17 protein-coding genes are annotated in these 24,750 nt (G+C 70.1%); 9 read left to right on the forward strand and 8 right to left on the reverse strand.

What is annotated here, in order from left to right; all coding sequences use genetic code 11:
- Positions 1–11 precede the first annotated feature (11 nt).
- Positions 12–545, forward strand: coding sequence for a hypothetical protein (locus tag BST38_RS05830; protein ID WP_083142305.1), 534 nt, complete (start codon positions 12–14; stop codon positions 543–545).
- Here the strand turns inward: BST38_RS05830 and BST38_RS05835 are convergent, their stop codons facing one another.
- The 5 genes from BST38_RS05835 to BST38_RS05855 form a co-directional block, all read right to left on the reverse strand.
- Positions 546–2,387 carry an Hsp70 family protein gene (locus BST38_RS05835; RefSeq protein WP_083142306.1) on the reverse strand — a complete coding sequence of 614 codons (1,842 nt, stop codon included), beginning with the start codon at positions 2,385–2,387 and terminating at the stop codon, positions 546–548.
- A 37-nt stretch (positions 2,388–2,424) separates the two neighbouring features.
- Positions 2,425–3,918: a dynamin family protein gene (locus tag BST38_RS05840; protein WP_083142445.1), complete on the reverse strand. Its 1,494-nt coding sequence runs from the start codon at positions 3,916–3,918 to the stop codon at positions 2,425–2,427.
- A 23-nt stretch (positions 3,919–3,941) separates the two neighbouring features.
- Positions 3,942–5,762 (reverse strand): isoniazid-induced dynamin-like GTPase IniA, encoded by a 1,821-nt coding sequence (gene iniA, locus BST38_RS05845; RefSeq protein WP_083142307.1) that lies wholly within the window; start codon positions 5,760–5,762, stop codon positions 3,942–3,944.
- A gap of 96 nt (positions 5,763–5,858) precedes the next feature.
- Entirely contained in the window at positions 5,859–6,878 is a 1,020-nt protein-coding gene (locus BST38_RS05850) for an IniB N-terminal domain-containing protein (protein WP_083142308.1), read from the reverse strand.
- A gap of 263 nt (positions 6,879–7,141) precedes the next feature.
- Positions 7,142–7,654, reverse strand: a complete 513-nt coding sequence (locus BST38_RS05855) for an Rv0340 family IniB-related protein (RefSeq protein ID WP_083142309.1) — start codon at positions 7,652–7,654, stop codon at positions 7,142–7,144.
- A 199-nt stretch (positions 7,655–7,853) separates the two neighbouring features.
- Here BST38_RS05855 and BST38_RS05860 point away from each other — a divergent pair, with 199 nt between their 5' ends.
- The 4 genes from BST38_RS05860 to BST38_RS05875 all read left to right on the forward strand — a co-directional run bounded on the left by BST38_RS05860 (position 7,854) and on the right by BST38_RS05875 (position 16,892).
- Positions 7,854–9,686 carry an Hsp70 family protein gene (locus BST38_RS05860; protein ID WP_083142310.1) on the forward strand — a complete coding sequence of 611 codons (1,833 nt, stop codon included), beginning with the start codon at positions 7,854–7,856 and terminating at the stop codon, positions 9,684–9,686.
- Between the two features lie 3 nt (positions 9,687–9,689).
- Entirely contained in the window at positions 9,690–12,188 is a 2,499-nt protein-coding gene (gene iniR, locus BST38_RS05865) for an isoniazid response ATPase/transcriptional regulator IniR (protein ID WP_083142311.1), read from the forward strand.
- 142 nt (positions 12,189–12,330) lie between these two features.
- Positions 12,331–15,510 (forward strand): 4Fe-4S dicluster domain-containing protein, encoded by a 3,180-nt coding sequence (locus BST38_RS05870; RefSeq protein ID WP_083142312.1) that lies wholly within the window; start codon positions 12,331–12,333, stop codon positions 15,508–15,510.
- Between the two features lie 113 nt (positions 15,511–15,623).
- Complete coding sequence (locus BST38_RS05875) at positions 15,624–16,892, forward strand: pyridoxal phosphate-dependent aminotransferase (protein ID WP_083142313.1); 1,269 nt, start codon at positions 15,624–15,626, stop codon at positions 16,890–16,892.
- On the opposite strand, the gene BST38_RS05880 is transcribed toward BST38_RS05875, so the two are convergent.
- Entirely contained in the window at positions 16,880–17,515 is a 636-nt protein-coding gene (locus BST38_RS05880) for a DUF4304 domain-containing protein (RefSeq protein ID WP_083142314.1), read from the reverse strand. The genes BST38_RS05875 and BST38_RS05880 overlap by 13 nt on opposite strands.
- 73 nt (positions 17,516–17,588) lie before the next feature.
- Between BST38_RS05880 and BST38_RS05885 the strand changes: the two genes are divergently transcribed.
- From BST38_RS05885 to BST38_RS05900, 4 genes are read left to right on the forward strand one after another with little or no spacing between them, the layout of a single operon-like run.
- Positions 17,589–18,818 carry a YibE/F family protein gene (locus tag BST38_RS05885; RefSeq protein ID WP_237160678.1) on the forward strand — a complete coding sequence of 410 codons (1,230 nt, stop codon included), beginning with the start codon at positions 17,589–17,591 and terminating at the stop codon, positions 18,816–18,818.
- Between the two features lie 33 nt (positions 18,819–18,851).
- Complete coding sequence (locus tag BST38_RS05890; protein WP_083142316.1) at positions 18,852–19,373, forward strand: 2Fe-2S iron-sulfur cluster-binding protein; 522 nt, start codon at positions 18,852–18,854, stop codon at positions 19,371–19,373.
- Positions 19,370–20,362 carry an FAD binding domain-containing protein gene (locus tag BST38_RS05895; protein WP_083142317.1) on the forward strand — a complete coding sequence of 331 codons (993 nt, stop codon included), beginning with the start codon at positions 19,370–19,372 and terminating at the stop codon, positions 20,360–20,362. The genes BST38_RS05890 and BST38_RS05895 overlap by 4 nt, the downstream gene beginning before the upstream one ends.
- Complete coding sequence (locus BST38_RS05900) at positions 20,359–22,494, forward strand: xanthine dehydrogenase family protein molybdopterin-binding subunit (RefSeq protein WP_083142318.1); 2,136 nt, start codon at positions 20,359–20,361, stop codon at positions 22,492–22,494. Before BST38_RS05895 ends, BST38_RS05900 begins: the two co-directional genes overlap by 4 nt.
- On the opposite strand, the gene BST38_RS05905 is transcribed toward BST38_RS05900, so the two are convergent.
- Together BST38_RS05905 and BST38_RS05910 are read right to left on the reverse strand one after the other, a co-directional pair.
- Positions 22,389–23,165, reverse strand: coding sequence for a gamma-glutamyl-gamma-aminobutyrate hydrolase family protein (locus tag BST38_RS05905; protein ID WP_083142319.1), 777 nt, complete (start codon positions 23,163–23,165; stop codon positions 22,389–22,391). The genes BST38_RS05900 and BST38_RS05905 overlap by 106 nt on opposite strands.
- 24 nt (positions 23,166–23,189) lie before the next feature.
- Positions 23,190–24,656 carry a flavin-containing monooxygenase gene (locus BST38_RS05910; RefSeq protein WP_083142320.1) on the reverse strand — a complete coding sequence of 489 codons (1,467 nt, stop codon included), beginning with the start codon at positions 24,654–24,656 and terminating at the stop codon, positions 23,190–23,192.
- Between the last annotated feature and the right edge of the window lie 94 nt (positions 24,657–24,750).

Raw genomic sequence — 24,750 nt, forward strand, 5'->3', positions numbered from 1 at the left:
TATCGGGTTCCGTGGCCCGTTACGGCGATTCTGACGACCAGAACTACTACTCCGAGGATGAGCCGACCCAGCTCAGCAACTACGGCGGTGAGTATGGGGACGGGTACGGGGACCAGCCTCCGCTCGCGACCGAGCCGGTGCCGTGGTACCGCAAGCCCGCCGCACTCGTCGGCCTCGGCGCCGTCGGAGCCGTGCTGATCGCGCTGATCGTGTTCGGTCTCGCCAAGGCGATCACCGGTGACTCCGATTCCGAGACCACCCCGACCTCGTCCCTGACCCCCGTGACCACGACCTCGGCGCCCGCGGTGGTGCCGCCTGCGACCGTGACCGAGACCGCGGCGCCGACCGAATCGGCGACCACCACCTCGGAGGAGCCGACGACGACCACGACCACCCCGTCGACGACCACCACCACGACAACGACCACGACACCGAGCACGACGGTCAGCACCAGCACCAGCACCAGCACCAGCACGGTCACTCAGACCGAAACGCAGACCGAGACGGTTACCGAGACGCCTGCGCCCGCGCCCGAGAACCCCTGATCAGCAGTCGGATTCGGACTCCGGCGCGCACTCCTGAGGTTCGGACGGTGCCGCCGGTGCCGCCGTTTCCGTGGACGTCGGCGCCGGTTCGGGTTCCTGCGTGGGTTCCAGTGACGGCGCGGGGCTAGAGGTCGGCTCCGGTGACGTAGTCGGTTCCGGTGACGGCGTAGGGCTGGAGGTCGGTTCCGGTGACGGCTCAGGGCTGGACGTCGGCTCCGGTGACGGCGCAGGCGTCGAGGTGGGCGTCGGCTTCGGGCTCGGGCTGGGCGTTGGTGTCGGGCTGGGCGTTGGCTTCGGGGTCACCGTCACCGTCGACGGAGCGGGTGGCGGCGGCGGTGCGATCGGCACCGGTATCAGCACCGTCTGCGGTACCGGTTGCGGCAGCGCCTGCGGGACAGGTCGCGGAACTGGTTGCGGCGCGGCTTGTTTGAGGACCGGTTGCTGCGGCGCCGGAGCGGCGGGCGGTACCACGCGCGGTGCGGGCGCGTCCGCGACGACGACCTCGGTGACGGCGGGTGGTGGCTCCACGGCAGGTGCGGTGTCGGCGGGGGCCTGCGCCGGTTTCGTCGCGACGGGCGTCGCGATGGTGGAGGTGTCCGCCTCGACCGGTCCGGTGTGCGCGGTCAGCACCAGGCCCGTCGCCGCGACGGCGGCGAAGCAGGCGGCGGCCGCGAACAACACACCCGGCCGTCGGTACCACGCGAGGGGCTCCAGATCGGGTTCGTCGGACTCGTCGGGCTGAAAATGCACGTCCGGACGCGCGTACTCCGTCGCGTAGCCGGTCTCGTCGCCGTCCGGTTCGGCCGACCACGCGAGGGGGGTCACGGGAGCGGCGACGGTGGCGTTGGCAGCCGTCGGCGGAGCCCACACATCAGCAGTCGGCGGAGCCGAAGCCAGCACGGTCGGCGCATCATGGTCGGCGCTGCGCAGCGCCAGCAGTTCGGCACCGGCCGCGGCTGCCACCTGGGCCCCGGGCGCGGTGATCACCGGCTGTCGCAGCACCTCCGAAAGACGCTGCGTGACAAGCGGTATGCGGGCTCCACCACCGACGGTGGCCACCGCGGCGAGCTGGGCGGGTGTGATGCCGTATCGGTCCAGCATGCCCAGCAACGCGTCGGCGACGAGGTTCAGATCGGCGGTGATGAGCCCGTCCAGCTCGGCGCGGGTCACCCGGACCGTGGTGTGCCCGTAGGCCAGAGAGGTCGCCGTCTCGGACGACAGCCGCTCCTTGGCCACCCGGCACTGTTCGCGCAGACCGGCCAGCGTCGCGACGTGTGCCGTCCCGCCGGGCTCGGCCTCGAACTGGGCCAGCACGTGCTGGAGCAGCGCGCGGTCGACGGCATCGCCGGAGAACGCGTCGACGCGGACGGTACCGATGGAAGTGAGACCGGCCGACGCATCGGCGAGCGTGATGCCGGTGCCGCCGGCGCCGAAGTCACACAGCGCGATGACGCCGTGCGCCGGCAGTCCGGGGCTGGCCTGCAGCGCGGTCAGCGCCGCGGCCGCGTCGGAGACGACGGTCAGGTGCGGGACGGCGGCACGGAACGCCGCGACGACGGTGTCGGGCCAGTGGGCCGGCACCGCGACGGCCGCGACATCCGGTCGGCGCTGCGGCCGCACGGTTTGGGTCAGTTCTTCGACCGCCGCGGCGGTCAGCGTCTCGGGACGGTGGATCGATCCGTCGGCGAGCACCATCGGCACCGGGTCTCCGATGCGCTCCACGAAGCCGGTCACCGCGAGCCCGGAGGGCAGCGTCAGCGCCTGCCGCCGGACCGTCGCCCGGCCGTCGGTGACCGCGATCAGGGTGGCTGCGCCCAGCGAGAGACCCAGGGAACTGCGCATACCTCTTATTCGTCCGGGGGCGACGAAACGTTAATCGTCAGCGCTGGGCGCGTGCGTACTCCGCGACGATCGCCTCGGCGCTGCGCACCGCGGCCCGGCAGGCCCGCGCGGTGAACGGGTCGTTGAGCGGGTGATCGGCGCGCCTGCGCCACCGCTGAACTGCGGCGAACGCGGCGCGGGGGCCGTCGGAGTGGTCCCCGGCGGGCAGCCCGAGCCTGCTGGCGACGTCGGTCCCGGAACCGCCGATGATCCGGCGCAGCGAGGCCATCTCGTCGTCGTTGAGGGTGGTCGGCCGCGACCGCAACTGGCTGAGCAGCCGCAACTCCTCGAACGCGTGGGTGTCGGCGAGCAGCGGGTCGATGTCGGCGAGGATGCGCGGTGTCGCGTACACGGGGTGGCGCTGCACGAACTGCCGCAGCGTGAGCAGCGCGGTGTGCGCCTTGAGCAGGTCGGAGCGTTGCGCGAACTGCTGATCGATCACCTCCCGCAGGGCGACCAGCCCGCTGCGTTCGAGCAGTTCCTCGGCGAGCGCCACGGAGTCGCCGACGCCGGCGTGCAGGACCGCGATCGAGATCCGCAGCCCGAACATGCCGAACCGGTCCAGCAGCGCGGCGCGCGTCGCGGCGTCGACGGGCAGCGTGCTGTCCTCGCGGACGAACCGGTCGACCGACAGCATCGCCTTGGCCAGTTCGGCGGGTTCGACACCGGCGAGCTTCTCCAGCGCGGTGAACTCGCTCTGCCGCAGGGTGCGCGCGGTCAGCGCGAGCAGACCGGACACCGGCACGACGGCCTGGCAGATCCCGGTGCGTTCCATCTCGGAGGTGAACCGCGCCGCGACGTCGGCGGCCGACAGCATCGCGTCGATGCGCCCGGCACCGATCTCGTCGGCGCGCGAGGCCACCCCGATCACGCCGAGCGCGCCCGACGAACCCCCGACGAGCTCGCCAATCTGCTTGAGCAGCGCGATATCCGGGGCATTGAGTGTGCGCAGCAGGAACACCACCGCGTCGACCCGGGGCACGCCGTCGTCGGGCACCAGCAGCCGCAGTGTGCGCGCCGAGACATCGCGCGACAGCGACGAGGTGCCGGGGGTGTCGATGATCGTCGCGTCGATCAGTTCGGCCGCGGGCCATTCCACGTCGAGGTCGAGCACGTCGTCGGGGTTCAGCAGCGCGAAGTCGAAGGTCAGCCCGCCGGAGCCCGGGTCACGGGTGATCGGCACGTTGGATCGCCGGCCGCCGCGGTGGTTGGCGGTCACCTTCGGGGTGGGGCCGTGCCGGAACCACGTGACGATGCGGGTGGCCTCGGTCGCGTCGGTCGGGGCGATGGTGTCGCCGACGAGCGCGTTGACCAGGGTGGATTTTCCGGCTTTCAGTGTGCCCGCCAGCGCGATCCGGATCGGCTGGTTCAGCCGCGCCCCGATCCGCTCGAGCTCGGCGTGGACGTCGGCGCGGTGCCGGTATGCGGGATCGCTCCGGTAGGCACCGATGGTGCCGGCCAGGATTGCTCGCACGTGGTCGCTGGTACTGATCACCCGAGCTTAATGAGCGGGCATCACCGCACGTCGTCGGCATGCACAGTGTGTTGAATGACCTGCCTCAGGATGGACAGCTGACGGTCGAGTTCCTTGACCCTGGTGTTGCGCTCGGCCTCCTCGAGTTTGGCCGCCGCGACGGTGGCCTGCAGCGACTCGTTCAGCGATCGGGTGGCCTGGTTGGCGATCTCGCGGTAGTGGTCACGCAGCTGACGCTGAATCCCCTTGAGCCGGTCGCGGGATTCCTTGCCGACCGCGAACGCGACATCGTCGACGAACCGGCGCACATTGGTCTTGGCGTCGTTGCGGACCCGCAGCAGCCGGTTCTCCATGTCCTCCTTGTAGGCCTTGCGGCCCAGCACGAATCCCGCGCCGAGCGACAGCGGGTTGAACATGCCCAGCCCGGCGAACGAGGTCAGCATGCCGAACATCAGCACCCCGCCGTAGGAGCCGCGCATCCCGGTGACGATCTTGTGGCCGATCTTCAGCGGCTTGGCCTCCAGGTCGGCCAGCGACCGGAACTGACCCATGTCGGCGCCCATGGCGCGGGCATCGATGGCCGGCATTCGTACCGCGCCCAGCCCGGCTTCGGTGAAGGTGCGCGCGACATCGGCCGCGAGCGCCTCCGCGCGCTGGTAGGCCCATACGAAGTTGTCGCCGACCGCGGTCGCGACGGCATCCTCGAGTTCGGCGCCGATCTCGGCCCAGTGCAACGTCGGGTCACCGGTGTCGATCATCCGCTCGGTGTGAAAGGTGATGTTGCGGAACCTCTCTCGCAGGTCATGGTCGACGTCGGAGGTCAGGTCGGCGATCCCGTCGTTGAGGACCTGCTGCCACAGCGCGGTCTGCTGCAACGCGTCCTCGGCCTCCTGCTTGCGGCGCTGGAGGTCCGCGGTCAGCCGGTCCCGGGTCTGCGGATCGGTCAGCGCGGACCGTTCCGACTCCGCGGCGAGGATCAGATGCTCTGCCGCGGCGCGGATCTCGCCGGCGGCCTGCCGCCGCACCCGGTCGTTGTGCGGGGTCACCACGTCCTCGGAGAGGAACTTCACGATGCGCGGGAAGTTCGATTCCTCGTTGAGCTCCTTGTCGTTGAGCGCGACGGCGTGGCCGCGCAGCGTCGAGGAGACCGGAACAAGCTCGGTGGTGATCCCGGCGCGCTGTAGGTGCGCGGCGTTGGCGTCGACGACCTCGCGCCAGTGGGGGTACAGGTCGGTCTTGGTGGCGGCGATGACAGCGACCGGGCAGATCTCCAAAGCCTGTCGGATGAACGTCATCTCGGGTTCGGTGAACTCCTGGCTGGTGTCGCTGATCATCAGCATCGCGTCGGCGTCGGGCAGCAGGCCCAGCGTCGCCGACAGGTGCGGTTGGCCGTGCCCGCCGACACCCGGGGTGTCGATGAACGCCAGCCCGCTCTTGAGCAGCGGGCTGGGCGCGGTGACCTCGACGCGGAGCACCTCGCGCCCGCCGGCCTGCGGGGCGCGGCGCAGATCGTTGCGCAGATCGGCGGTCGGTATCTCGATGAGCTCCGGTTCGCGTCCGTCGCCGCGGGCCACCACGAGCCGCGCGGACGCCTGCTCGCCGTAGGAGACGACGGTGGCCAGCACGGTGGACTCGTCGTCACCGACGCGAGCCACGGGTATGTTCAACAAGGAGTTCAGCAGCAGGCTTTTGCCCTGTTTGAGCTGCCCGGCGATCACGACGCGGATCTGCGGGTCGTTGACGCGGCGCTGCGCGCGCCCGAGCCGGGCCACCAGGTCGGCGCGACCCTGCGCGTCGGCGATCTTGCTGGTGTGGTCGATCAGCTCGAGGACGACCTTGTTGGGGTCATTCGGTGGCGTCATGGCTCCCTAACTCCCGCGGTGTCAGTTCAAGGTAGGCGCAGCGAACTGGCGGGGACCATCGGATGGTCCCCGCCAGCAGCCTGGTTCGTGGGTGGATCAGAACGCGTCGACCAGGGCGGTGTCGTTGTGCGAGGCCACATCGGTGGTCTCGATACCGGTGACGTTGCCGGAGAACAGGTCGGTGCTGGTCTCGTTGCCCGAGCCGATGTTGGACTCGAACACCGACGAGTTGTCGGTGACGGTGCTCTCCGTGGACGTCGCGATGTCGGTCTCGATCGCCGTGCTGACCGAATTGTCCTCGGTGTTGTCGCTGCCGAAGTCGCCGTCGATCTGGGTGCCGGAGTTCACGTTCGTGTCGGTGATGACGATCGCACCGCCGTTGCCGCCGGCCCCGCCTGCCGCGTTGCCGCTGCCGATCCCGATCAGGCTCCCGCCGCCGTCGGCGCCGCCGCCGTTGCCGCCGCTGGTGTCGACGTCGTTGAGCACGGGGGCGTCGTTGTCGGTGATCAGGTCGCCGCCGGCGGTCTTGGAGTTGTCCTCGACCTCGTTGTCCTTGCCGACGACGACGTTCGAACCGGACCCGGCGAGGATGTCGCCGTTGCTGGTGGTGTTGCCGTCACCGAGCACGGCGCCGTCGCCGCTGACGATGTCACCGTCGTTGTCGCCGTCGACCACCACACCGCCGTTGGTGGCGGTGTTGGAGGTCTTGTCGCCGAACGTGATGTCACCGAAGCCGAGGTTGAACGCGCCGTTCTGGGCGTTGGCGCCGGCGTCCTGGACCGGGCTGGCCACCGGCACGTTGTTGCCGCTGAGCAGGTCGGTGGTGGTCTCCGGCGCGAACGTCGGCGCGTACGAGGTCTGCGGCGAGAACGGCGACGCGAAGTTCGAGGCCAGCTGGTGGTGGTCGGCCACCGCACGCTGCAGGCCCACGATCGGGTCGCCGCCGCCGAGGGCGTAGCCGGCGGGTGCGGCGGTCGCGGCGACCGAGGCGAGCTGCGCGGCGGTGACGTTGGGCAGACCCGCGTCGCGCAGCGCACCGTCGGGGTCGACGACGAACGCGCGGGCCGCGGCGGGGCTGCGGAACAGGTCGAGGATGAAGTCGATGAGAGTGAGCATTGGAGTCCCTTTCTCGGAGCTGCTGCCGGTTCCTCCCGGCGTCTGGAAACCAATTTATGGACGGTCCGGGGGCTCGGGAACGGGGTTGGATCCCAATCCCCATCCGGGCTCGCTAGGGATTCGGGGATCAGTTCATTAGGGGTATAGGGGGTGAGCCTGGGGGCGGCTCTCCACCCCGGTTTCAGACACGAAAAAACCCGCGCGGATCAGGTGGTCCGCGCGGGTTTCGGGCGTAGGGGGCCGTGGTTCGAATAAGTCCGAGTTCAGTCGAACAGGTCGAATCCCGATGCCGGGTCGAGGCCGTCCTGGCCGGAGTCGGGTCCGGTCCAGTCGTCGACGACGACAGGATCGGCCGGCGGGGAGGCGTCGAACACGGGGTCGTCGAGCTGCAGGGAGGCGACCGGTTCGACGAGATCGTCTGCGGCCGTGACCTCGAGTCCGGTGTCGATCTCGTCGACGATCACGGGTAGGTCGGAGTCAGGACCTGCGCCGACGGACGTCGGGACCAGATCGTCGAACGCGTCGAACGCCGCCGTGGCGGCCCCACTCGCCCAGACGTTGTCCACCGGTTCGGCGGCGAACGGGTCGAGGCCGGGCGACGACACGGTCGTCGACAGCGACTCCGCGACGACCGGGATCAGATTCTGCACGTCGGCACTGGTCACGTCGGTCAGATCGGCCTCGGCGAGGGCGCGGGCGGGGTCCGCGGCGTACCGTGCGGCCGCCTCCGGGTCGCGCACCAGCGTCATCACGAAGTCGAGCAGCGAGTTCGCCACGAGATTCCCTTCCGCAGGATCGTTGTGTTCCCGAGCGTATGCGGCGCGGGAGCCCCACGGATCGGTGCCCGACCCGCACGGCCGGACAGAGCATTAGGGGATCGCCCATTAGGGGAATCGCCACACTAGGGGAACGTCCACCGCTCGCGCGCGGTGAGCCGCTAAGGTGGGCGGCGGTCCAGACAGGAGAGACGCCGCCATGACCGAACCGCTCGGGTTGTCGATCGGTACGACGAACCTTGTCGCGGCCCGTGTGGGCCGTGCGCCCGTCACCCGCCGATCCATCCTCACCCTCATCCCCGGCCGCGCGCCCGAGGTCGGCTCGCCGGCCGAGACCGGCGGCGCGGCAGGTGTCGTGCTGTCCGGTTTCGTCGAGCGCGTCGGCGATCCGGTGCCGCTGGTCGCCGAGGACGGCAGCGCCCATCGCGGTGAACAGGTGCTGGCCGCCGCTCTCGACGCGATGGGGCGCCTGGCCGGCGGCGGTTCGCCGGTCGCGATCGCGGTGCCGGCGCACTGGGGTCCCGGGACCGTGGGGGCGTTGCGCGGCGCGCTGCGCACCGTCGCGGGCCTGGCCCCCGACGGCGTGCCACCGACACTGGTCCCCGATTCCACGGCGGCACTGGCGTCCCTGCGCACCACCCCGGGTCTGCCGGGCAGCGGTGTGGTCGCACTCGTCGACCTGGGCGGCGGAGGAACCAGCGTCACGCTCGCCGATGCGGGCGCCGATCTGGCCGTCGTCGGTCAGACCGTGCGCTATCCGGAGTTCTCGGGTGACGGCATCGACGGGGCGCTGCTGGACCACGTGCTCGCCGGGGTGGCCGACACCGGCGCGAACGACGCCGACACCGCGGGCACCGCGGCGGTGGGACCGCTGTCCCGGCTGCGCGACGAGTGCCGGGCCGCCAAGGAGCGACTCTCCGCCGAGACCGCCACCGCCGTCCCGGTCGACCTGCCCGGGTTCCGGTCCGACGTGCGGATCACCCGCCCGGAACTGGAGCAGCTGATCAGCGGACCGCTCGACGGGCTGCTGGCCGTCATCGAGGACACGCTGCAGCGCAACAGCGTTGCGCTGGAACGCCTTTCGGCCGTCGCGACGGTCGGCGGCGGGGCCGCGATCCCGCTGGTGACGCAGCGGCTGTCCGAACGGTTGCGCGCGCCCGTGGTCACCACGCCGCAGGCGCTGCTGAACATCGCCGCCGGCGCCGCGGTGCTCGCCGCCCAGAGCTCCGACGGCGACGCCCCGACCGGTATGGCTCCGACGGGCATGGCCGCCGCGGCCGACGTCCCGACCGCGATGGGTCCGGCCGCCGACGCTCCGACCGCACTGGGCCCGGCCGCGCCGCCGGTGGCCGGTGGGGCGCTGGCGTGGTCGGAGGACGACGAAGCCGTCGACCCGACGCCGTACACCGGCGCCGACTACACCGCACCCGCCGGCTACGGCGACGCGGGCGTGACCGGCGCGCGGCCCCCGGTGAGCTTCGGGGCCGACGGATACGCCGACGGATATACCGACGAGCTGCCGCCGCTGCCCTGGTACAAACGGCCCCCGATTCTGTTCGGGCTGGCCGCCGCCGCGGCGCTGCTCGCCGTCGGCGGTCTCGCGGTGACGCTGACCTCGTCGAGCGGCGATTCCACCACCGTCACCGAAACCGCAAGCACGACACCGCCTTCGGAGGCGGCGCCGGCCGAGTTGCCGCCTCCGGTGACCACGGTGACCGTGGGTTCGGACGGCATCGCGACCACCACGGTCAGCCAGCCGCCGCCCCCGCCACCGGAGTCGACCACCACGACCACCACCACCTCGCCGACGTCGTCGACCACCACGACGACGACCACCACCACGACCACCACCACGACGACGACCACGCCGCCGACGACCACGACGACGACGCGCACCACCACCACGGCACCGCCGACGACCACGCCGCCACCGACCACGGTGGAGCCGCCGCCGACCACCGTCGAACCGCCGCCGACGGTGGATCCGGAACCGATCGTGACGACGGTGATCCCTGACGACGGCGGCGCCTGACCTGTGCTGCCGGCCGCCCGTGACGCGATCGCGGCCGTCGACGCCGATCCGCGGGCGGCGACCAAGCTGCTGGTGACCGGCGGTATCGGCACCGGCAAGTCGACGGTGCTGACCGCCGTGCGCACCGCCTTGCGCAGTGCGGGCCGTCAGGTGCTGGCCCGGCCCGGCGCGACCGGCGGGGACGCTGCCGTCGTCGTCGACGATGCCGATCTCCTCGACGCCGCGAGCCTGGGCCGTCTAACCGAGTTGGTGGCCGACCCCGCCGCCACCGTGGTCGTCGCGACACAGCCTCTGGCGCACCACCTTCCGCTGCGGACGTTGATGACCGAGCTGGAACGCGAGCACCCTCCGGTCACCCTCGGCCCCCTGCCCCCGAACGATGTCGCCGAGGCCGCGGCCGCGCGCCTCGGCGGCCCGCCCGGCAGCGACCTGACCCGGCTGCTCGTCGCCGCGACGGGCGGGCTCCCGTTCCTGCTCACCGCCGCGCTCGACGCGGTCGACGGCGGCGCACCCGCGGTGCGTCAGGCCGCCGCGGTCAAGCTTGCCGAGCGGCTGGCCCGCCTCGACGACGGACTGCTCGACACCCTGCTCGTCGTGTCGCTGGGCACCGGACTGGGGCCCGACGACGTCGCCGCTGCGCTGAGGCTGGCCCCCGATGCCGCGCTGGCGACCGTCGACCGGGCGCGTGCCTGCGCGCTGGTCGACCCCGTGCATCCACCGGTGTTCCTGCGCTCGGTCCACGACGGGATCGCTCAGATCGTCGGCGCCGCACGACATCACGACATCGAGGTGGCGCTGCTGGGCTCACAGCTGGAGCTGGGCACGCTGACCGCCGACCTCGCGCTGCGGATCGCCGAACACGGCCTGCGCGACGACCGGCTGGCCGCGGCGCTGACCGAACTGGCGGCCCGCAGCCACGACCGGCCCGCTCACGCGGCCCGGCTCTACCGCGCCGCCGCCGGGGCGGGCGCCACCGCGTCGAACGCCGGGCTCGCCGACGCGCTGGCGCTGACCGGGGACTGCGCGACCGCCGGGCGCGTCGCCGACGAACTGCTCACCTCGCCGGAGCCGGCCGAACGCGCGGCCGCGGTGCGGATCGCGGCGAGCATCGCCGCCCACGACGGCGCCACCGCGCAGGGCGCGGACCTGTTCCGCTGGCTGGGCCCGACGTCGGACGCGACGGTGTCGGCCGCCGCGTCGATCGTCGCGCTGGGTGTCGGCGACGCCGCAGCGCTCCGCGCCGCCGCGGACGCCGAGTCGGCAGGCCCGCCGACGTCGGCCGCGAGGTCGGCGCGCAGCATCGCCGAGGGCCTGGTGATGACGCTGGCGGATCCGTACCACGCGGCGGTGGCCAGGCTGGGTCAGGCCATCAGCGTCGACACCGGGCAGCGGGGCGTGCTGCCCGACACCCCCGCCGCGCTGGTGACCCTCGCCGCGCTGCACGGCGGGGATCCCGTGCGGGCGCGCAGCGTGATCGGGCGCGCCGTGCACGCCGACGCCCGGCCCGACCGCGCGGATGCGATCTTCGTCACCCACCGGCACCGGCTGCTCCAGGGCTGGGCGCACCTGCAGGACGGACAGTTGGCCGCCGCGGCGACGGCCGTCCCCGCCGACGGCTACTCCGCATTGCACCGGCGCGACGCGTTGTGGGCCGCCGCGCTGCACACCGGCATCGCGCGGCGCAACGGTGACAGCGGGGCGATGCAGAAGCACTGGCATGCAGCGATGGACGTACTGGCCGAGAGTTCGGCCGAGGTGTTCGCCGTGCTGCCGCTCGGCGAGCTGTGGATCGCGGCGGCCCGGATGCGCCAGGTCGACCAGGTGCGCCACGCGGTGGACGAGGTGTTCGGGCTGCTGGCCACGCTGGGCGATCCGCTGCTGTGGTCGCTGCCGCTGCACTGGGCCGGGGTGCACGCGGGCATCCTCGCCAACGCGCCCGACGCGGTCGCACCGCACGGACAGGCGCTGACCTCCGCGGCTGCGCACAGTCCGTTCGCCAAGGCGCTGGCCACCGCGGGCCGCACCTGGCTGCGGGTGCTGGCGGGACAGGTCGACGCCGCCGAGGTCGCGGTGGCCGCGCGCGGGCTGGCCGGGTTCGGCCACACCTGGGATGCGACCCGGCTGGCCGGGCAGGCGGCGTTGCAGACCTCACAGCCCCGCGTATCCCAGGCCATGCTGCAGCTGGCCCGCGACCTGAAACAGGCGACCGCGCCGGCCGACGTCCCCGCCGGGCCCGAACCCGCGCCGCCCACCGCCGCGGCGCGTGGGCCCGTCCCGCGGCAGGCGTCGGCCCAACTGTCCGACCGCGAGCGCGAAGTCGCCGAGCTGCTGCTCCAGGGCATGCCCTACCGCGAGATCGGCGCTGCGCTGTTCATCTCGGCAAAGACCGTCGAGCACCATGTGGCGCGGATCCGGCGCCGGCTCGGTGCGGAATCACGTTCCGAGATGCTGTCCATGCTGCGCGCCGCCATGGATTCCCCAGACTCCACAGCCACCCGATAGCACACCCAACCGGTTAGTTAGGCCAGCCTTCGTAGCGCTGGTTATCAGGTGGATGTAACTATGAGCAGGCATCGAGCTTAAGTTACTCACCAGTAACCGACTCTAAGTTACCCACGGGTAACAAGAAAAACCGGAGGCCCGCGTGGAAACGCAGATGTTGATCAGGATCATCGCCGGGGTCCTGATGCTCGCCGTCGTCGGGGTGTTCGCGGCCAAACGCGTCGTCTGGCTGACCAAGCTGATCCGCTCCGGGCAACCGCTGAGCGAGGGCAACAACCGCAAGGACCACCTCCAGAAGCGCATCACCACGCAGTTCGAAGAGGTCTTCGGGCAAACCCGGCTGCTGCGCTGGTCGATCCCCGGTATCGCGCACTTCTTCACCATGTGGGGCTTCTTCGTCCTCGCCACGGTCTACATCGAGGCGTTCGGCCAGCTCGTCGACCACGACTTCCACATCCCGCTGGTCGGCCGTTGGGACACGCTGGGCTTCCTGCAGGACTTCTTCGCCGTCGCGGTGCTGCTCGGCGTGATCACCTTCGCGATCATCCGCATCGTCCGCGAGCCCAAGAAGCACGGCCGCGACTCCCGGTTCTACGGATCGCACACCGGCGGCGCCTGGCTGATCCTGTTCATGATCTTCAACGTCATCTGGACCTACGCGCTGGTCCGCGGCGCCGGAGCCAACACCGGTGCGCTGCCCTACGGCAACGGCGCGTTCTTCTCGCAGTTCATGGGCTGGATCCTGTCTCCGCTCGGCCACACCGCCAACGAGTGGATCGAGACGCTGGCGCTGCTCGGCCACATCGCGGTCATGCTGGTGTTCCTGCTGATCGTGCTGCACTCCAAGCACCTGCACATCGGCCTGGCCCCGATCAACGTCACGTTCAAGCGGATGCCCAACGCGCTGGGGCCGCTGCTGCCGGTGGAGTCCAAGGGTGAGCTCGTCGACTTCGAGGATCCCGCCGAGGACGCCGTCCTGGGCCGAGGCAAGATCGAGGACTTCACCTGGAAGGGCTACCTCGACTTCACCACCTGCACCGAGTGCGGCCGCTGCCAGTCGCAGTGCCCCGCGTGGAACACCGGCAAGCCACTGTCCCCGAAGCTCGTGATCATGAACCTGCGCGACCACATGTTCGCGAAGGCGCCGTACTTCCTCGACGGCAAGGAATCTCCGCTGGAGAACACCCCCGAAGGCGGCCTCGGCGAAGAGCTGCGCGGTGAGAAGCGCAGCGAGAAGCACTCGCACGAGCACGTTCCCGAGTCCGGTTTCGAGCGCATCCCGGCCGACTCGCCGCTGCAGGCGACCCGCCCGCTGGTCGGCACCCTCGAAGAGGGCGGCGTCATCGACCCCGACGTGCTGTGGTCCTGCACGACCTGTGGCGCGTGCGTCGAGCAGTGCCCGGTGGACATCGAGCACATCGACCACATCGTCGACATGCGCCGCTACCAGGTGATGATGGAGTCCGAGTTCCCCGGTGAGCTCGGTGTGCTGTTCAAGAACCTGGAGAACAAGGGCAACCCGTGGGGCCAGAACTCCAAGGAGCGCACCAACTGGATCGACGAGGTCGACTTCGACGTGCCGGTGTACGGCAAGGACGTCGACTCGTTCGAGGGCTTCGAGTACCTGTTCTGGGTCGGCTGTGCCGGCGCCTACGAGGACCGCGCCAAGAAGACCACCAAGGCCGTCGCCGAACTGCTCTCCGCCGCCGGCGTCAAGTACCTGGTGCTCGGCGAGGGTGAGACCTGCAACGGCGACTCCGCCCGCCGCTCCGGCAACGAGTTCCTGTTCCAGCAGCTGGCCGCGCAGAACGTGGAGACCCTCAACGACCTGTTCGACGGCGTCGAGCGCGTCGACCGCAAGGTCGTCGTCACCTGCCCGCACTGCTTCAACACGCTCGGCCGCGAATACCCGCAGGTCGGCGGCAACTACACGGTGCTGCACCACACCCAGCTGCTGAACCGCCTGGTCCGCGACAAGAAGCTGGTGCCGGTGAAGTCCGCCGACGGCAGCCCGCACGGCCAGGACATCACCTACCACGACCCCTGCTACCTGGGTCGGCACAACAAGGAGTACTCGGCGCCGCGTGAGCTGATCGGGGCGTCGGGCGCGAAGCTGACCGAGATGCCCCGGCACGCCGACCGCGGCCTGTGCTGCGGCGCCGGCGGTGCGCGGATGTGGATGGAAGAGCACATCGGCAAGCGCGTCAACACCGAGCGCACCGAGGAGGCCATCGACACCGGCGCATCGGCGATCGCGACCGGCTGCCCGTTCTGCCGCGTGATGATGACCGACGGCGTCGACGACGTGTCCGCGACCCGCGACATCGAAAAGGTCGAGGTGCTCGACGTCGCGCAGCTGCTGCTCGGCTCGCTGGACAAGAGCTCCTTCACCCTTCCCGAGAAGGGCACGGCGGCAAAGGAATCCGAGGAGCGCGCGGCACGCAAGGCCGCCGAGGCGCCGGCCAAGGTCGAGGAGCCCGAGGCCGCCCCCGCCGCGGAGGCCGCACCCGCCGAGGCCAAGGCGAGCACCGCCCCGACGGAGACCAAGCCCGTCACCGGACTCGGTGTGGCCGGTGGCGCCAAGCGCCCCGGCGCCAAGAAGACCGCCGCCGCTCCGGCCGAGGACAAGCCGGAAGCCGCTCCCGCCAAGGGGCTCGGTATCGCCGGTGGCGCGAAGCGTCCGGGTGCGAAGAAGGCCGCCCCGGCCCCCTCGGATTCCAGCGCGAGCACCGCGGCCGCCGAGCCGGCCAAGGCCGAGCCGGAGGTCAAGGGTCTGGGCATCGCCGGCGGCGCCAAGCGTCCCGGCGCGAAGAAGACGGCCGCCGCACCGGCGGAGACACCCGCAGAGACGGCATTGGCAGAGACCGCGGCCAAGCCCGAACCCGAGGTCAAGGGCCTCGGCATCGCGTCGGGCGCACGCCGCCCGGGTGCGAAGAAGGCCCCGGCCGCCAAGCCGGCAGAGGGCACCGTCGTGCAGCCGCCGAACGTCGACCCGGACAAGGCGACCACGGGCACCGAGGCAGCCGATACCGCCGATTCCGATCGCGGGCTCGACACCGCCGCGACGCCGGAACCGGAGGTCAAGGGCCTGGCGATCGCCAAGGGCGCACGCCGTCCCGGCGCCAAGAAGGCGGCCGCCCCGGCAGCTCCGGCGGCCGAGGCACCCGCAGCCGAGGCGCCCGCCGAGCCGGAGCCGCAGGCACCGGCAGAGCCGTCCGGCAACGGTTCGAGCGGCAGCGGTGACGATCGCGTCGTCGGCGACGAGCCGCCGGTGAAGGGGCTCGGCATCGCCAAGGGCGCCCGCCGACCGGGCCGCAAGTAGTTCGCGAGTAGTTCGAGCCGGCGGGTCCCACACGGGGCCCGCCGGACTCGTTTCGGGAGTGGGTGCGATCAGGTGCGGAAAACACCTGGACAGCCCGTGGGAGACTTTTCGGCATGAGTACGCATCAGGCGCCGTGGCAGACCGGCGGTGGCCAGCACGTGCGCCAGCGTGAGTTCACGCAGTCGAGCAAGCTGCAGGACGTTCTCTACGAGATCCGCGGACCGGTGCACGAACACGCGGGCCGCCTGGAGGCCGAAGGCCACCGCATCCTCAAGCTCAACATCGGCAACCCCGCCCCGTTCGGGTTCGAGGCCCCCGATGTGATCATGCGCGACATCATCGCCGCGCTGCCCTACGCGCAGGGCTACTCCGACTCCAAGGGCATCGTCAGCGCCCGCCGCGCCGTGTTCACCCGCTACGAACTCGTCGAGGGCTTCCCGCGCTTCGACATCGACGACGTGTTCCTCGGCAACGGTGTCTCCGAGCTGATCCAGATGACGCTGCAGGCGCTGCTGGACAACGGGGACCAGGTGCTGATCCCGGCGCCGGACTATCCGCTGTGGACCGCGTGCACCTCGCTGGCCGGCGGCACCCCGGTGCACTACCTGTGTGACGAGACCCAGGGCTGGAATCCCGACGTCGCCGACATCGAGTCGAAGATCACCGACCGCACCAAGGCGATCGTGGTGATCAACCCGAACAACCCGACCGGTGCGGTGTACAGCCGTGAGGTCCTGACCCAGATCGCCGATCTGGCGCGCAAGCACCAACTGCTGCTGCTGGCCGACGAGATCTACGACAAGATCCTCTACGACGACGCCGAGCACATCTCGTTGGCCTCGGTGGCGCCGGACCTGCTGACGTTGACGTTCAACGGTTTGTCCAAGGCGTACCGGGTGGCCGGGTACCGCTCCGGGTGGCTGGTGATCACCGGGCCCAAGGAACACGCCGCCAGTTTCATCGAGGGCATCAGCCTGCTGGCCAACATGCGCCTGTGCCCGAACGTGCCTGCCCAGCATGCGATTCAGGTGGCGCTCGGTGGCCATCAGAGCATCGACGACCTGGTGTTGCCGGGCGGGCGGCTGCTCGAGCAGCGCGATGTCGCGTGGGAGAAACTCAACGAGATCCCCGGGGTGTCCTGCGTGAAGCCGCGGGGTGCGCTGTATGCGTTCCCGCGGCTGGACCCCGAGGTGTACGACATCGCCGACGACGAACAGCTGGTGCTCGACCTGCTGCTGCAGGAGAAGATCCTGGTGGTCCAGGGCACCGGATTCAATTGGCCCACACCGGATCACCTGCGCATCGTGACGTTGCCGTGGGCACGTGACCTGTCCGCCGCGATCGAACGGCTCGGCAACTTTCTGGCCAACTACCGGCAGTAGGGCTCGGCCACAGGTCCGGCCACGGCGCTGATCCGGTGCCTGAAGTTCTCCCAGCGGTCCTGGTGCCCGAAGCGGTCGCGGAGCTTACCGACGTAGGCGTCCAAGGTGGCGAGGTCTCCGCTCGCCGCGAGGTAGCAGCACGTCTTCTCGTAGGCGATCAGCAGGTTGTTGGTGACGGCGTAGTCGACGAGCTCGGCAGTCGTCGAAATACGTTCCACCGCTGCGATTACCAGCTCCAAGTTCTCGCACAGGCTCGTGGCGAACGCCGTCATGTCTGTGCTCCGGTCGAATCGCAGCTCGTAGGGGGCCGCCGGCACGAGATGCTCCCAGCGCCGGTCCAGCAGAAACTCCTCGGATCGGTGGAGGGTGCGGGAATGGCCTGGGCAGGCTTCGTCGATCTCCACGGAACCGACACCGACGTTGACGAAGAATCCGTACCAGGACGTGACACCGTTGTTCCAGTTGGCCTGGAACTCGATGACGTCGTAGAGCGGTCCGCGTGATCTGCGAAACGTGTTCGTGGACCTGACGAATCCGCGGCAGCCGAGGACGGGCACCACCGCGTCGGCGACCACGGACTCGTAGCGTCGTTTCAATGCCGAACGGTCGGCGCTTCCGGTCATGTCCTCAGGCTAAGTCGCCGCGACCATCCCCTTGCGCGCCAATTCCGGCGCCACCGCCCACTACCCTGTCCGGGTGGCGCACTCGCATTCGCACTCGTTGGCAGGTCCGTCGCCGCTGGGACCGCTGGCCGCCAGGATCGTGGTCAGCCTGCTGGTCGCGATCGGCGTCGCGGTCCTGATCGGCGCGGCACTGCTGTGGCCCAGCGGTGAGAAGGCCGACATCCCGCTGCCGTTCCAGAACGCCGCGGGCGGGGCGGTCACCACCGAATCCGGTCATGTCCTCTCCAGTACCGCGGCGACGTGCGGCAGCCCGTCGGCGGGGTCGGTGCTGACCTCGGCGCCGCTGCCGTCCGACGGTGCCGGCGCCGAGTGCGTGCAGTCGCTGGTCGCGATCGACTCCGGTCCCAACCGGGGCGCCAACACCCTGCTCGAGATCGGGGTCGGACCCGGCCAGCCGACATTGGCGGTGGGTGACGACGTCCGCCTCAGCCGCCAGGTCGACGACGCCGGGGTCACCAGCTACGCGTTCTACGACTACGAGCGATCGTGGCCGCTGGCCGCGTTCGCGCTGGTGTTCGCGGTGGTGATCGTCGCGGTGGCGCGGTGGCGGGGTTTCCGGGCGCTGGTCGGGATCGTGATCGCGTTCGGCGTGCTGGTGGTGTTCCTGCTGCCGGCCCTGCGCGACGGGGCCCCGGCCGTACCGGTCGCGCTGGTCGGGTCGGCGGCGATCCTGTACGCGGTGATCTACCTGGCGCACGGGGTCAGCCTTCGGACCAGCGCGGCGCTGCTCGGCACCCTGGCCTCGCTGCTGCTGGCGGCGGTGTTGTCCTGGGCGGCAATCGAATTGACCCACCTGACCGGGCTGTCGGAGGACCAGAACAACGAGGTCGCCGCCTATCTGGGCAACGTCTCGATCACCGGGATGCTGCTGGCGGGATTCATCATCGGTTCCCTCGGTGTGCTCAACGACGTGACGGTCACCCAGGCCTCGACGACGTTCGAGTTGGCGGCGCTCGGCGACGCGTCCCGGCGCGACGTGTTCGTCGGCGCGATGCGGGTGGGCCGCGACCACATCGCGTCCACGGTGTACACGCTGGTGCTGGCGTACGCGGGTAGCGCGCTGCCGCTGCTGCTGCTGTTCAGCGTCGCGAACCGGTCGCTCGGGGATGTGCTGACCAGCGAGCTGGTGGCCATCGAGGTGGCGCGGTCCGCGGTCGGCGGCATCGCGCTCGCGCTGTCGGTGCCGCTGACCACCGGCATCGCCGCACTGCTGGCCGCCCCGCGGGTCGACCGCCGGCCGTAGTTTGGTGGGTTCGGCCCCGGGTATCCGCCGACGGTGAGCCCGCCCCAACACAGTTCTGACGTCAGCCTCGAAGTCGACGGACAGCGACGATCCGTCACCGTCGACAACCGCATGACCCTGTTGGACGCGCTGCGCGAAAGACTCGGCGCCACCGCCCCGAAGAAGGGCTGCGACCACGGGCAGTGCGGATCGTGCACCGTGCTCGTCGACGGCCGCCGCGCGATCAGCTGCCTGGTCTTCGCGGTCGCCGCCGACGGCGCGCGGATCACCACCGCGGCCGGCCTCGGCGACGGCGACGCGCTGCATCCGGTCGCCCAGGCGTTCCAGGACGACGACGCGTTCCAGTGCGGGTACTGCACCCCCGGCCAGATCTGTTCTGCGGTGGGCATGCTCGACGAGGTCAAGGCGGGCGCACCCAGCGTGATCGCCGACGACCTCGATGCGTCCCCGACGCTGACCGATGACGAGATCAGGGAACGGATGAGCGGGAACCTGTGCCGCTGCGCGGCGTATCCGAACATCGTCGCGGCGATCGGCAAGGCGGCGGACCGGTGAAACCGTTCGCCTACCACGTCGCCACCAGCGCCTCCGACGCCGTCGCGACGCTGACCGCGCATCCGGGTGCGGTCTATCTCGCCGGCGGCACCAACCTCGTCGACCACATGAAACTCGGTGTGGCCGAACCTGATCTGCTCGTCGATGTCAGCCGTCTCGACCTCACCGACGTCACCGTCGGCGACGACGGCGGCGTCACGATCGGCGCGAACGTCCGCAACGGCGATCTGGCCGCCCACCCGGTGATCCGCTCGCGCTATCCGATGCTGTCGCGGGCTCTGCTCTCGGGGGCGTCCGGGCAGCTGCGCAATGCGGCGACCACCGCGGGAAACCTTTTGCAGCGCACTCGATGTGTGTACTTCCAGGATGTCACCACCGCGTGCAACAAGCGCGAACCGGGCAGCGGCTGCTCGGCGCTCGGCGGCTACGTGCGCTACCACGCGATCCTGGGCGCGTCGCCACAGTGTGTGGCCGTGCACCCGTCGGACATGGCGGTCGCGATGAGCGCGTTGGACGCGGTGGTCGTCGTCGAAGGCACCGACGGACCACGCCGGATACCCGTCACCGAGTTCCACCGGCTGCCCGGTGACGAACCGCACCGCGACACCGTGCTCGGTCACGGTGAACTGATCACCGCCGTAGAGATCCCCGCCCCGCCGCCCGGTGCGGTCTCCGACTACCGCAAGGTCCGCGACCGCGCGTCGTACGCGTTCGCGCTCAGCTCGGTCGCCGTGGAGCTCAGTTTCGCCGGCGACGCGATCGCGACCGCTCGCATCGCGCTCGGCGGTGTCGCCCACAAACCCTGGCGGGCCCACAAGGCCGAACAGATGCTCGCCGGCTCCCCTGCTGACGCCGACGCGTTCAGCGCTGCGGCGGACGCCGAACTCGCCGCCGCGGAACCGTTGCCGGGAAACGAGTTCAAGGTCGAACTGACCAGGCGCACACTGATCGCGCAGCTGCGGATGCTGACCGAGAGGGGCCGGCGATGACGCTGCTCGAACCGCGCGCCATCGGCACACCGGTGGCCCGCCGCGACGGGGCGGCCAAGGTGACCGGCACCGCGACCTACGCCTACGAGCACCTGGTCGGGTCCCCTGCGTACCTGCATCCGGTGCAGGCCACCATCGCGCGGGGACGGGTGATCACGATGGACACGGACGCCGCCCGTGCCGTCGACGGGGTGCTCGACGTACTGACGGTCTTCGACGCCCCGGAGCTGGCCGACAGCTCCGACGGTGAGCTGGCCATCCTGCAGGACGACCGGGTGCACTTCCGCGGTCAGATCATCGGCGGCGTGGTCGCCGAGACCGCCGAGATCGCCAGGCAGGCAGCCGCACTGGTGCGGGCGGAGTACATCGCGGAACCGCACGACGCGCAGCTGCGCGCCGACCATCCCGGCCTCTACACGCCGGATTCGGTGAACCCGTCCTATCCCAGCGACACCGCCGACGGCGACGTCGACGCCGCGCTGGCCGCCGCCGAGGTCGTCGTCGACCAGACCTACACCACGCCGCTGGAGCACAACAACCCGATGGAGCCGCACGCGTGCATCGCACAGTGGCAGGTTCGCGACGGCAATCCCGATGTGCTGCTGTACGACTCGACCCAGGGTCCACACGCGGCGCGTAAGGCGCTCGCGCCGATCCTCGGGCTTGAGGCCGACCAGTTACGTGTCGTCGCACCGTACGTCGGCGGCGGGTTCGGGTCGAAGGGATCTCCGCACGCCCACAACGTGCTCACCCTGCTGGCCGCGCAACGGGCGAACGGGCGGCCGGTCAAGCTCGCGTTGACCCGCCAGCAGATGTTCTCCCTCGTCGGCTACCGCACCCCGACCATCCAGCGGGTCCGGCTGGCCGCCGACAAGGACGGCAAACTCACCGCGCTGGTGCACGATGCCATCGGGCAGACCTCCGCGGTCAAGGAATTCGCCGAGCAGACGGCCGTCACCTCCCGCAAGATGTACGCCACGCCGAACCGCAGGACCACGCACCGCCTCGCGGCGCTCGATGTCGCGGTGCCGTTCTGGATGCGCGCGCCAGGCGAATGCCCGGGCACCTTCGCCGCCGAGGTCGCGATGGACGAACTGGCCGTCGCCACCGGGATCGACCCGATCGAGCTACGGATCCGCAACGACCCCGAGGTCGACCCGGAGACCGGAAACCCGTGGTCCGGGCGGCATCTGGTGGAATGCCTGCGCCTCGGCGCGCAGCGGTTCGGCTGGTCGGACTGGGACCGCCGGCCGGCGCAGCGGCTCCACGGCGACTGGCTCCACGGTGTCGGGGTCGCGTCGGCGACGTATCCGGCGATGCAGATGCCGGGCAACACCGCGCGGATCACGTACCCGGCGCGGGAGCGCTATCTGGTGCAGATCGGTGCCGCCGACATCGGCACCGGAACGTGGACCACGCTGACGCAGATCGCAGCGGACGCGCTGGGTTGCGATCTCGCGGCGGTGGAGCTGCAGATCGGTGATTCGGCGCTGCCGGATGCGTCGGTGGCGGGCGGATCGTCGGGGATCAACTCCTGGGGGCGCGCGATAGTGGCTGCGGCACAGAGGTTCCGCAGTGAGCACGGGGATCCGCCGGCGATCGGTGCCACGAGTGAGGCCGAGGCACCGGAGAACCCGGAAGCGGATAAGTTCACCATGCAGTCCTTCGGCGCGCACTTCGTCGAGGCGAAGGTGAACCGCGACACCGGTGAGATCCGGGTGCCGCGGATGCTCGGCGTGTTCTCGGTCGGCCGGGCGATCAACCCGCGCACGCTGCGCTCACAGCTGATCGGCGGCATGACCATGGGGCTGTCGATGGCGCTGCACGAGGAGAGTGTGCGCGACGCCCGCTTCGGGCACGTCGTCACGCAGGATCTCGCGACCTATCACTTCAGTTCGCACGCCGACGTCGAGGACGTCGACGCGATCTGGCTCGACGAGGTCGACGAGCACACCAACCCGATGGGCTCGCGCGGCGCCGGCGAGATCGGCATCGTCGGTTCGGCCGCGGCCGTGGTGAACGCGGTCTACAACGCCACCGGGGTGCGGGTGCGGGACCTTCCGGTCACCTTGGACAAGGTGCTGGCCCGCCTTTCCCTGCACGATTCGACGAAGCCGTCGAGGATGCGGTAGGAGAATTCGCAACTGCCCCAGTTGACTTCGGGATGCCACTGAACCGCGGTGACCGGGTGATCAGGGGACTCGAAGGCTTCCACCAGACCGTCGGGGGCGTACGCGGACGCGGTGAAGCCGTCGGCCAGGCGGCGCACCCCTTGGTGGTGTTGGCTGTTGACCTTCATCCTGGTGCCGGCCTGCGTCCACCGGGCGATGCGGCTGCCTTCGACGAGATCGACGTCGTGCGCGGTCTCGAGGAGGGCCTCCTCCCCTAGTCGGTGTGCGATCGCCGACGGGAAATCGCGGGGCAGGTCCGCGTAGAGTTCACCGCCGCGGGCAGCGGTGACGAGCTGGGCGCCACGGCAGATCGCCAGGGTCGGGAGACCCCGGTTCCAGGCGGCCTCGAACGCCGCGATCTCGTTCTCGTCGCGGACGGGGTTCACCCAGCTCAGGGTCGGATCATCGGGGTCTCCGCCCCATCGCCGCGGGTCCACGTCTCCACCGCCGCTGATGATCAGCCCGTCGACGGTCCCGACGGTGTGCTCGAGGTCGGCGATCGCGCTCGCGCACTCGACCGCCATCGGTATCGCTCCGACGGTTTGCAGGCCGTCGAACATTTTGCGCCAGTGCACCATCCGGTCGAGTTCGGCGGCGTTGAGGGTGACGGCTATGAGGGGTTTCGCGGTCATGGTGTTTCCTTGTCGCGGTGCCACTCAGCTCAACCGGACGGCGATCCTGCGCAGCAGCTTCGTCGCCAGGATGTAGGGCGTCGCACCGAAAGGCCACTGCGAGACGACCTTGCCGGTTCCGGCACGGAAGTAGTTGTGGGTTTTCGCCCACACCGTCTTGGCGAGCTGGGCCTGCAGCCAGTCGTTGTAGATGACGAACGCCGATCGGCGCACGTCGATGATGCGGTTGCCGGTCTTCGCGGCACGGCGGATCAGGGATGCCGCGAAGTCGGCCTGTGCTTCGTAGAAGTGCACCAGCGGCACGGAGTTGGTGTTGGGTCCGTACATGATGAAGAAGTTGGGGAAGCCGGGAACCATCATGCCGAGGAAGGCTTCGGGCTCTCCGTTCCAGGCGCTGTGCAGTTCCTGGCCGCCCTGCCCGTAGACCTGGTAGTTGCCAAGGTAGTTCGCGGCGTCGAAGCCGGTGGCCAGAACGATCACGTCGAGATTGTGTTCGTCGCCGTTGGCATCGATGGCGCCGGTTCGGGTGAGGCCTTTCAGCGCGTGCGGCACGAGCGTCACCTTGGGGCTGCGCAGCGACGCATAGTAGGTGTCGCTGCACACGGTCCGCTTACCTTCGAAGGCGAAGGCCGGCGTCACCTTTTCGAGAAGGTCCGGACGCCCGGCGAGTTCTCGCCGCATGAACTCCAGCGAGGCCTGGTGCCGCCGCCTGTTGAACCGCCCGGTGCTGCGGGCGTGACTCGATCGCAACTGCCTGCGGTCGTAGTCGAAGTACAGCGCCCAGCGGCGCCACGCGTAGACCGCGCGCAGCTTGTTGAGCCGGCGTTCCAGCGGCGTGAAGTCGCGACTGTTCTTGGGCACCAACCAGTTGGGCTCGAGCTGGAAGATGGTCACGTCCTTGGCCACCTTCTCGGCCTCGGTGACCACCTGGACCGCCGAGGATCCGGTGCCGACGATGCCGACGGATTTGCCGGTGAGGTCCAGTCCGTCGATCCACGCCGAGGTGTGGCACATCGCACCCTCGAACTCGTGGTCCTCGCGGGCGAACGGCGGGACGATCGGGATGTTGAGGAACCCGACAGCGCTGATGACCGCGGTGAACGTTCCGTGGTCGGCACCCGAAGACGTCGTCACCGTATGGGTCTGGTCCTCGTCGGACCAGCGGACGTCGACGACCTTCTCGTTGAACTGGATCCGGCGGGCCAGGTCCCAGTCGTGGGCGACCCGCTCCAGGTACTCCTGCAGTTCCTGCCATCCCACGTGGGTACGGGTCCAGTCGCTGCGCGCATAGGAGAACGAGTAGACGTGCGACTCCAGGTCCACCTCTGCACCCGGATAGCGGTTGAACCACCAGGTGCCGCCGATCCCGTCACTCTGCTCGAAGATGACGAAGTTCTCGATCCCTTTCTGCCGCAGCGCGATCGCAGCTGCCAGGCCGCTGAACCCGGCACCGATGATCGCCACACGGGGGGCGGGAACGGTTGCGGTCATCGGTGTTGTCTCCTCGCTCGTGCCCAGCTGGGCGAAACATCTCAAAAGTTCTATAGGTTTAGTATTTAGACCATTAATACGGGTGTCAATACCC

It is taken from the genome of Mycolicibacterium parafortuitum (assembly GCF_002086815.1).
GTDB lineage: Bacteria > Actinomycetota > Actinomycetes > Mycobacteriales > Mycobacteriaceae > Mycobacterium > Mycobacterium parafortuitum.